8 protein-coding genes are annotated in these 8287 nt (G+C 70.2%); 2 read left to right on the top strand and 6 right to left on the bottom strand.

Going from position 1 to position 8287, the window contains the following annotated elements:
* Positions 1 to 17: 17 nt before the first annotated feature.
* Positions 18 to 1097: a M4 family metallopeptidase gene (locus DEIPI_RS0107165; protein WP_027481325.1), complete on the bottom strand. Its 1080-nt coding sequence runs from the start codon at positions 1095 to 1097 to the stop codon at positions 18 to 20.
* Positions 1098 to 1228: 131 nt separating this feature from the next.
* On the opposite strand from DEIPI_RS0107165, the gene DEIPI_RS0107160 reads away from it, so the two are divergent.
* Positions 1229 to 1441, top strand: coding sequence for a hypothetical protein (locus DEIPI_RS0107160; RefSeq protein ID WP_027481324.1), 213 nt, complete (start codon positions 1229 to 1231; stop codon positions 1439 to 1441).
* A 98-nt stretch (positions 1442 to 1539) separates the two neighbouring features.
* Here the strand turns inward: DEIPI_RS0107160 and DEIPI_RS0107155 are convergent, their stop codons facing one another.
* The 5 genes from DEIPI_RS0107155 to DEIPI_RS0107135 all read right to left on the bottom strand — a co-directional run bounded on the left by DEIPI_RS0107155 (position 1540) and on the right by DEIPI_RS0107135 (position 7543).
* Positions 1540 to 2823 carry an MFS transporter gene (locus tag DEIPI_RS0107155; protein WP_027481323.1) on the bottom strand — a complete coding sequence of 428 codons (1284 nt, stop codon included), beginning with the start codon at positions 2821 to 2823 and terminating at the stop codon, positions 1540 to 1542.
* A 162-nt stretch (positions 2824 to 2985) separates the two neighbouring features.
* Entirely contained in the window at positions 2986 to 4641 is a 1656-nt protein-coding gene (locus DEIPI_RS0107150; RefSeq protein ID WP_027481322.1) for an acyl-CoA mutase large subunit family protein, read from the bottom strand.
* A 145-nt stretch (positions 4642 to 4786) separates the two neighbouring features.
* Positions 4787 to 5848: a phosphohydrolase gene (locus tag DEIPI_RS0107145; RefSeq protein WP_027481321.1), complete on the bottom strand. Its 1062-nt coding sequence runs from the start codon at positions 5846 to 5848 to the stop codon at positions 4787 to 4789.
* 137 nt (positions 5849 to 5985) lie between these two features.
* Complete coding sequence (locus tag DEIPI_RS0107140; protein WP_027481320.1) at positions 5986 to 6780, bottom strand: enoyl-CoA hydratase-related protein; 795 nt, start codon at positions 6778 to 6780, stop codon at positions 5986 to 5988.
* A gap of 31 nt (positions 6781 to 6811) precedes the next feature.
* Positions 6812 to 7543: a phosphorylase family protein gene (locus DEIPI_RS0107135; RefSeq protein WP_027481319.1), complete on the bottom strand. Its 732-nt coding sequence runs from the start codon at positions 7541 to 7543 to the stop codon at positions 6812 to 6814.
* Positions 7544 to 7880: 337 nt separating this feature from the next.
* Between DEIPI_RS0107135 and DEIPI_RS29295 the strand changes: the two genes are divergently transcribed.
* A partial coding sequence (locus DEIPI_RS29295; RefSeq protein WP_045233870.1) for an S-layer homology domain-containing protein occupies positions 7881 to 8287 on the top strand: 407 nt, incomplete at its 3' end.

Below are 8287 nucleotides of genomic sequence, written 5' to 3'. Positions count from 1 at the left end.
CCACCGGGAAGTGGACGCTAGAGGCCGGGGATGCCGCGCGCGCGGAACGCCGCCGCGACGCTCGACGCCGCGGCCTTGCCGTACATGTCCTGCGCGGTCCGCACGGTCGCCTGCGCCGCCGCGCCGAAGCTCGTGTCGGGCGCGAAGCGGAACTGCGCGTTCACGATCACACGGTCCGCCCTGTACGCGCCGAGCGCGCCGCGGATGTCCCACAGCGCCCGCGACCAGATCTCGCCGTCCGCGTGGACCTCCCCGACCTTGTCCGCGACGGTCTTGTTCGTGTCGACGCGGCGCAGGCAGTGCACAGGACCGGACGTGTAGGACACGCTGTCCCAGTCCGCGACGCAGGCGGCGGGCGCGCGCAGGGGCACCCCGTACTTCTGAGCGACGGACAGCCCGACCGTCACGGCGAGGTAGTCCCCGAAGGCCTCCCCGATCGACCCGGCCTCCAGCGAGGCGCCGAAGCCCGGCACCTGCGCGTCGTGCACGGCGTGCCCGTACTCGTGGACGATGACCTCGCCGTCCTCCGCGTCGTCCACGCCGCCCTTCCCGAGGCGGATCTCGTCCTTCGTGCTCGTCGAGAAGGAGTTGTCGAGGCCGTACTGCCCGACGCGCACGTCCTGCGACTCCTTGTTCACGGCGGGCAGCTCGCCCGTCCCGAAGCCGAGGCTCTGCAGGTACTTCTGCGCCTCCGTGACCCAGAAGTACGCCATCACCTGCTCGAAGCGGTCGTCGTGACGGGTGTACTCGAAGGTGTTCGTGACGGAGTAGGCGGGGTCGCCCGTCTCCCCCACCACGTTCGCCCAGTCGCCCACGAGACGCCCGCTCCCGTCGAGGTTCGTGAGCGCCACCGTGTAGTACGCGCTCGCGGGCACCGCCGAGTCCGCGTCATTGTCGTCCACGAGCGTCTCGATGCCCGTGGACTGCACCGGATTCGTGACGAACACGCGCGCCGTGCCGGTGGACGTCCCGGAGGGTGTCGCCGCGAGGGCGCCCAGGCCGGTCGCGGACGACGTGTTCGCGGAGCGGTCGGGCATGGACCCGCAGGCGGACAGCAGCAGGGCCCCGAGGGCCAGGAGCCCCAGTCTCGTTCTCATCGTTGTCACCTCGCCGCTCACCATACCCCACCTCGCGCGGCGCGTTCATTGGCGTCCGCTCAAGACGCGCGCGCCGCGCGTCACACGTCCCGGCCACGCGGATTTCGAATGATGAGCGTGAAGGGAGCAACATGACGTACCGCCTGACGATCGAGGTTCGGAACGACGTAGCCCTTGAGCAGTTCCAGCGGGAGTTCGGCACGCTCGCCGACGCGAAACGCTTCGCGCACGAGCACGTGCGCGGCGACATCTACTGGACGGCCCGCGAACACCACATGGACGGCCTCGCGCCGTCCTACGCCTTCCGGATCGAAGAACTCATGGCGAAACCCTCCAACGAGTGAAGCGCCCACCCGCCAGCCGTCCTCGTGAACACGCGGACCTGACGTGATTTCAAAGGAGAGGCCGGGCGAACCTGCCGCCCGGCCTCTTCTCCCTTGCTTCAGTCCGCCGGGAGGGGGTCCGGGGCGCTCGTCTCGCTGCCGCGCGCGCGGAGGTAGCCGAGCGCGGTGAGGATCGCGGCGAACACGCCGAGCACGCCCACGGTCGGCGCGAGCCCGACGAGGCCGACGAGGACGCCCGCGAGGCTCACACCGAGCGGCCGGAGGCCCTGCCCGACGAGGATGCGGGCGCTGTACACGCGGCCCCGCACGTCCTCGGGGGTGAGCTGCGCGAAGAGCGTGCCGACCATGACGTTGAGCGGCCCGAACGCGGCGCCCATCACCACGGCGAGCGCGAGGGCCACGCCGAGGCTCGGCGCGAAGGCCACCCCGACGATGCACAGGGCGGGCACGGCGCAGCCCAGCGCGATCCACTCCAGCGGGTGGTGGCTGACGCGCCGTCCCATCCAGATCACCATGACGAGCTGCGACACCGCGAGGACCGACCCGAGCAGGCCCACGCCGATCGCGCCGCGGCTGTCCGCGCGGATCCAGCCGAACGCGCCGGGCAGGTCCACGCCCTGCATGAGCCGGTCGGCGATGCGGGGCAGGAACACGGCGGTGTAGGGCTCCATCGCGAAGTTCACGCTGGCGAGGCCGAGCAGCGTGGCCCACAGGGCGGGGCGGGCGCGGACGAACTCGAAGCCGTAGCGGGTGCGCGCCCACCACGCGGAGAGGCCTCGTTCGTCGTGGTCGCCGGAGCGTTCCACCCTCGGGAAGCGCACGAGGGCGTACGCGGCCACCGCGACGGCGAAGGTGGCGGTGTTGATCCACATGACGTTCACGGCGCCGATCCCCGCGACGAGCAGGCCCGCCGCGACGGGCGCGACGAGGCCGCTGGTGGTCCACGTGAGGTTGAAGAGCGCCTGCAGGGCCTGCACCCGTTCCTTCGGGACGAAGGTCGGCAGGGACGCCTGCTGCGCCGGGAAGATCACGCTGCCCGTGAAGCCCATCAGCGCGCCGATCACCACGAGCAGCGTGAAATTGAGGTGCCCGAGCCCGTAGAGGACGGGAATCAGGGCGATCCAGACGCCCTGCAGGGCGTTCGCGACGAGCAGGGTGCGGCGGCGGTCCCAGACGTCCGTGAAGCTCGCGAGGCCCAGCGTGCCGATCAGCATGCTCACCGTCCACGCGCCGATCACGCTGCCCGACAGCGCGGGCTGGTCGGGGTAGAGACGGTACAGGAACCACGCGAGCGCGATGAAGGTGAGGCTGTTGCCGAACGAGTTGATGCCCTCGCCCACCCAGAGGATGAGGAGGCGGCGGTCTTTGAGCAGGGAGAACAAGGGACACCTCGGACGCGGCGGGGGGAGGGTGGGGGCGTCAGCCTTCCCATGCTAGGCGGCGCTCGTGCGCCCCGCATGGGCCAGGTGGCGGAGGGGGCGGGAGCGTCCCTTCATGAGGAAAGGGCCGCCCCGTCGCCGGGCGGCCCTCCCCTGCTTCCCGCGTCAGACGGTGACGGGTTCGGTGTACTCGCCGTACACGCCGCGCAGCACGTCCATCTGCTCGCCGAGGGTGGCGTAGGCGTGCGCGCACTCCACGAAGGCGGGCATGGTGTTGAGGCCCTGCGTGGCGGCGTCGCGCAGCATCGCGAGGGCGGCGGCGTGCCGCTGCGGGTCGCGCTCCCTGCGGACGCGGGCGAGGCGTTCGGCCTGCAGCTTCTCCACCTGCGGGTCGATGAGCTGGATGGGCACCTCCACGGGCTTCTCGTCGGTGAAGGCGTTCACGCCGACGATGAGGCGTTCCTTGCGGTCGAGCTCCATCTGGTAGCGGTAGGCGGCCTCGCCGATCTCGGAGGCGAAGAAGCCGAGCTCGATGGCCTTCTCGACGCCGCCGAGCGCGCGGATCTGCTCGATGTAGCCGAGCGCGGCGGCCTCGACGTCGTTCGTGAGCTTCTCGACGTAGTAGCTGCCCGCGAGGGGGTCCACGACGCCCGCGACGCCGGTCTCGTACGCGATGATCTGCTGGGTGCGCAGGGCGATGGTGGCGGCCTCCTCGGTGGGCAGCGCGAGCGCCTCGTCGTACGCGTCGGTGTGGAGGCTGTTGGTGCCGCCGAGCACCCCGGCGAGCGCCTGGATGGCGACGCGGGCGATGTTGTTGAGGGGCTGCTGCGCGGGGAGGCTCACGCCCGCAGTCTGGGCGTGCGTGCGCAGCATCCACGAGCGGGGGTTCTTCGCGCCGTAGCGTTCGCGCATCTGGCGGGCCCAGATGCGGCGGGCGGCGCGGAACTTGGCGATCTCCTCGAAGAAGTCGTTGTGGACGTCCCAGAAGAAGGAGATGCGCGGCGCGAACTCGTCGATGTCGAGGCCTCGCTCCAGGGCCTTCTCGACGTAGTGGAAGCCGTCGGCGAGGGTGAAGGCGAGTTCCTGCACGGCGGTGGAGCCCGCCTCGCGGATGTGGTAGCCCGAGACGGACACGAAGTTCCACTTCGGCAGGTTGCGCGGGCCCCACTCGAAGGTGTCGATGACGAGCTTCACGCTGGGCGCGGGCGGGAAGATGAATTCCTTCTGCGCGATGAATTCCTTGAGGATGTCGTTCTGGATGGTGCCGCCGACCTCGCGCAGGTCCGCGCCCTTCTTCTGGGCCATGGCGATGTACATGGCCCAGATGGCGTTGGCGGGGCTGTTGATGGTCATGGACGTCGTGACCTTGGTGGGGTCGATGCCGTCGAAGAGGACCTCCATGTCGGCGAGGCTCGCGACGGCGACGCCGCACTTGCCGACCTCGCCGCGGCTGAAGGGGTGGTCGCTGTCGTAGCCCATGAGGGTGGGCAGGTCGAAGGCGGTGGAGAGGCCGCCCTGTCCGGCGCGCAGCAGCGCGTGGAAGCGTTCGTTGGTCTGCTCGGCGCTGCCGAAGCCCGCGAACATGCGCATGGTCCAGAGCTTGCCGCGGTACATGCTGGTCTGGACGCCGCGGGTGTAGGGGTACTCGCCGGGGTAGCCGAGGTCGCGTTCGGCGTCGAAGTCCGCGAGGTCGTCCTCGGTGTAGATGGGGTCGGGGTCGAGGTCGCTGAGGGTCTTGTAGTTGTACTTGCGTTCGGGGAACTTCTGCGTGGCGGGGGTGTAGGTGCTGCTGAGCCACTCGTTCTTGGTCTTGCGCGCCATGCGGGCCTCCTGGGGATGGGGCGTCGGTGCGGACACCGTGTCTAACGTTCGTTAGTCTACAGATCGGGCGGGCGCGAACAAAGGGGGCACCCCCACAACGAGGAAGCGCGGCCCGGGTGGGCCGCGCTCCGATACGACGAATCCCTCAGGGCAGCCGTCCGGGCTCCACCGTCCCGCCGAGCTGCCGCTCCACGTCCTTCTCCACCTGCCGGGTCGTGGTGTCCACGGCCACCACGACCTCCTCGCCGCTCTCCAGGTCCATCACGAAGTGGTCCCCCTCGAGACGCACGCGGTCGAGGATGCGTTCCTCTCCCCCGGGGCGCATCCGGGCGCGCAGCGTGACGTGCCGCGCGAGCGGCGAGCGGATCACCTTCGGCGCGAGGATCTCCTCCACCTGGAAGATGCCGCCGGAGTTGTTCATGGTCACGTCGATCCGCACGGGCCGGTCCGCGCCGCGCGAGATGGTGACGTTGTCCACCGCGAGCGCGCTGATGGAGTGGATGTCCACGCTGCCGAGCGCGAAGGCCTTGCGGCCACGGCCCTTGGTGATGTCGATGCCGTCCGCGACGGCCGTCACGCCGCCCTCGATGGTGAGGGGCGTGGGGTTGAGGTCGTGACAGTCGATGCAGTGCAGCACGAACGCGCGCACCTTCGTGCGCTTGAACGCGTCCGGGTAGATGGGCGTGAGGACGCGGTCCACGATGGGCAGCGCGAGCGTCACGCCGTGCGCCTCGTGGGCGACGCGGTGGATCTGGTTGCCGATGTCGTGCAGCATCGTGCCCACGATGACGGCGAGATACGCGTCGTCGAGGTCCCCGAGGCCCGACTCGACGAGGTCGGGTTTCACGCCGCCCTGCACGAGCAGGTCGAGGATCGCCATGCTGGCCGCGCCCGTCACCCAGGCGTGGACGCGCCCGTGGTCGTTGTAGCCGAGCTTGCGCATGGTGATGTAGTTGGCCATGTCCCAGCAGGCGAGCGCCTCCGGGTCCCGGCTGAGGGTGTCGTAGGCGGCGAGCGCCTTCGGGAAGGGCGCGAGGTCGCGGCGGATCGCGGCGTCGGCCTCCTCGATGAGCTTCGCGCGGGGCGTCGCGAACTCCACCACGGCGCCCTGCCCGACCGGGCCGCGCCCGGAGGGATGGACCTGGTCGACGTCCTGGATGGTGCCACCGGAGACGGTGACGGTGAGCTTCTCCTCTTCTCGTTTCATGCGAACCTCGCGCGCCGACCCTGGATGGGGTGGCGTTGACCGTCGGGGGAAGGGGACCACAGGGTAGTCCCTTCCCCCGGTACGCGCGGTGACGTGCGCGGGTTTCCGCTTTTCACACAATGTTCAGGCAGGCGACGTCACTCGCCCTGGAAGCGGGCGGGGCGCTTCTCCAGGAAGGCGCGGGTGCCCTCCTTGAAGTCCTTCGTGGTGACGGCCATGCCGAACATGTCGGCCTCGATCTCCAGGGCGTGGTCGAGGCCGGCGTCCATGCCGCGTCGCACGGCCTCCTTCACGAGCCCGATCGCCATGGGGGCGTTGCGCAGCATCTGCTGGGCGACCTCGCGGGCCTTTTCCAGGGGGTTGTCCGCGACGTAGTTCACGAGGCCCATCGTGAGGGCCTCCTCGGCGCCGACCTGCCGGGCGGTGAGCATGAGATCGAGGGCGCGGCCCACGCCGATCAGGCGCGGCAGACGCTGGGTGCCGCCGTAGCCGGGGATGAGACCGAGGCCCGTCTCGGGCATCCCGAGCTTCGAGCCGGGACTCGCGATGCGCACGTCGCAGGCGAGCGCGAGCTCCAGGCCGCCGCCGAGCGCGAAGCCCTGGATCGCGGCGATGGTGGGCAGCGGCAGGGACGCGATGGACTGCATAACGTCCTGCCCGGCGAGGCTGAGCTCGCGGCCCGCGAAGACGCTGTCGAGGTCGGCGAGCTCGGTGATGTCGGCGCCCGCCACGAAGGCGCGGTCGCCGCCGCCCGTGAGGATCAGCGCGCCGATCTCGGCGGTGTCCATGACGAGCTCCACGGCCTGCGCGAGCTCGCTGAAGGTGTCGGCGCTCAGGGCGTTGAGGGCGCGGGGGCGGTTGACGGTGATGACGGCGAGGGGGCCGTGCTGGTCGACGAGCAGGTTCTCGAATTCGGCGTCGATGAGGGTCATGTGGTCTCCTGAAGGTGGTGAGGGACGGGGGTCAGGCGGTGCGCTGCGCGCCCGCGTCGATCAGCACGAGGGATTCGAGGGCGGCGCGGGTCATCTCGTCGACGCCGCGCGCGAGCACCTCGTCGGACACGAGCTGGGGATCGCCGATGTCGTTGCTGACGGTGACCATGCAGCCCGCGTGGACGCCGCGCATGGCGGCGACGAGGAAGAGGGCGCTCGCCTCCATCTCGAAGGCGAGGACGCCGTACGCGGCCCACTTGCGGGCGTGCTCGGGGGTGCTGGCGTAGAAGGCGTCCTCGGTCATGACGAGGCCGACGTGGTGAGCGAGGCCGAGGCCGCGCGCGGCGCGCGCGCCCGCCTCGACGAGGTCGAAGCTGGCGGTGGGCGCGTAGGGGGCGCCGCCGAGGTACTGCCGGGTGGTGCCGTCGTTCGGGACGGCGGCCTGCGCGACGACGAGCTCGGCGGGCCTGAGGCGGGGGGTGGCGGCGCCGCAGGTGCCGACACGCAGGAGGTGCGTGGCGCCGAGCCGCACGAGCTCCTCGGCGACGATGCTGGCGCTGGGGCAGCCCATGCCGGTCGTCTGGACGCTGACGCGCACGCCCCTGTAGGTACCGGTGAAGCCGAGCAGCCCGCGGTGTTCGGTGTAGAGCACGGGGTCGTCGAGGTAGGTCTGCGCGATCCAGCGGGCCCGTCCGGGGTCTCCGGGGAGCAGGACGTAGGGGGCGACGTCGCCGGGCTGGGCGCGGACGTGAATCTGACTCATGGGGGCAGTATACGGTGACCCCCTCTCCACGCCCGCCCACGGGGGCATACATGAGAAACACACGAAGCTCATGAGAGACGCTTTCTGACCGATCCCGACGGGTCGGGTGATGACCGCTTCATCCGACGCCCTGCATAGGTGAATCTCCGATTCCCCCGTATTGGTGGGAACTCTAAGGTCTGCTCACAAACTATACGCGCCCCTTATGCACACCGCTTGCCTGAAGGCGGGACGGTGCCATGCTTCACGAAGCGCACATTCAGCGTCCTTACGGTGTTGGCATGCAACGGGTCCGGCCCGGTGTAAATTTCAAGCCACCTATCAGAAGGAGTTTCACATGCGCAACCGCATCCTCATGACCGCCGCGCTGTCCGGCGCGCTCGGTCTCGGCCTCGCCGGCGCCCAGAACACCACGACCACCACCCAGACCCAGACGACCGCGCCGACGCAGTTCCGCGACGTGCCCGCCGGTCACTGGGCCAAGGACGCCGTGGACCTCATCACCCAGCGCGGCCTCATCCAGGGCTTCCCCGACGGCACCTTCCGCGGCAACGAGAACCTCACCCGATACCAGGCCGCGCTGATCTTCTTCCGCCTCCTGCAGAGCGGCAACTTCGGCAACCTGAACGCGCAGGACCAGACCACCGTCGCGCGCGGCATGCAGGAAGTCGCGGCCGAACTCGCCGCCGTCAGCACCCGCGTCGGCGACCTCGAACGCGCCGCGGCCGACCAGCAGGCCCGCCT

This window comes from Deinococcus pimensis DSM 21231 (assembly GCF_000519345.1).
In the GTDB taxonomy this organism is placed as follows: Bacteria; Deinococcota; Deinococci; order Deinococcales; family Deinococcaceae; genus Deinococcus_A; species Deinococcus_A pimensis.
The sequence above is the reverse complement of the archived record's forward strand: the minus strand, read 5'-3'. Positions and strand labels throughout refer to the sequence as shown.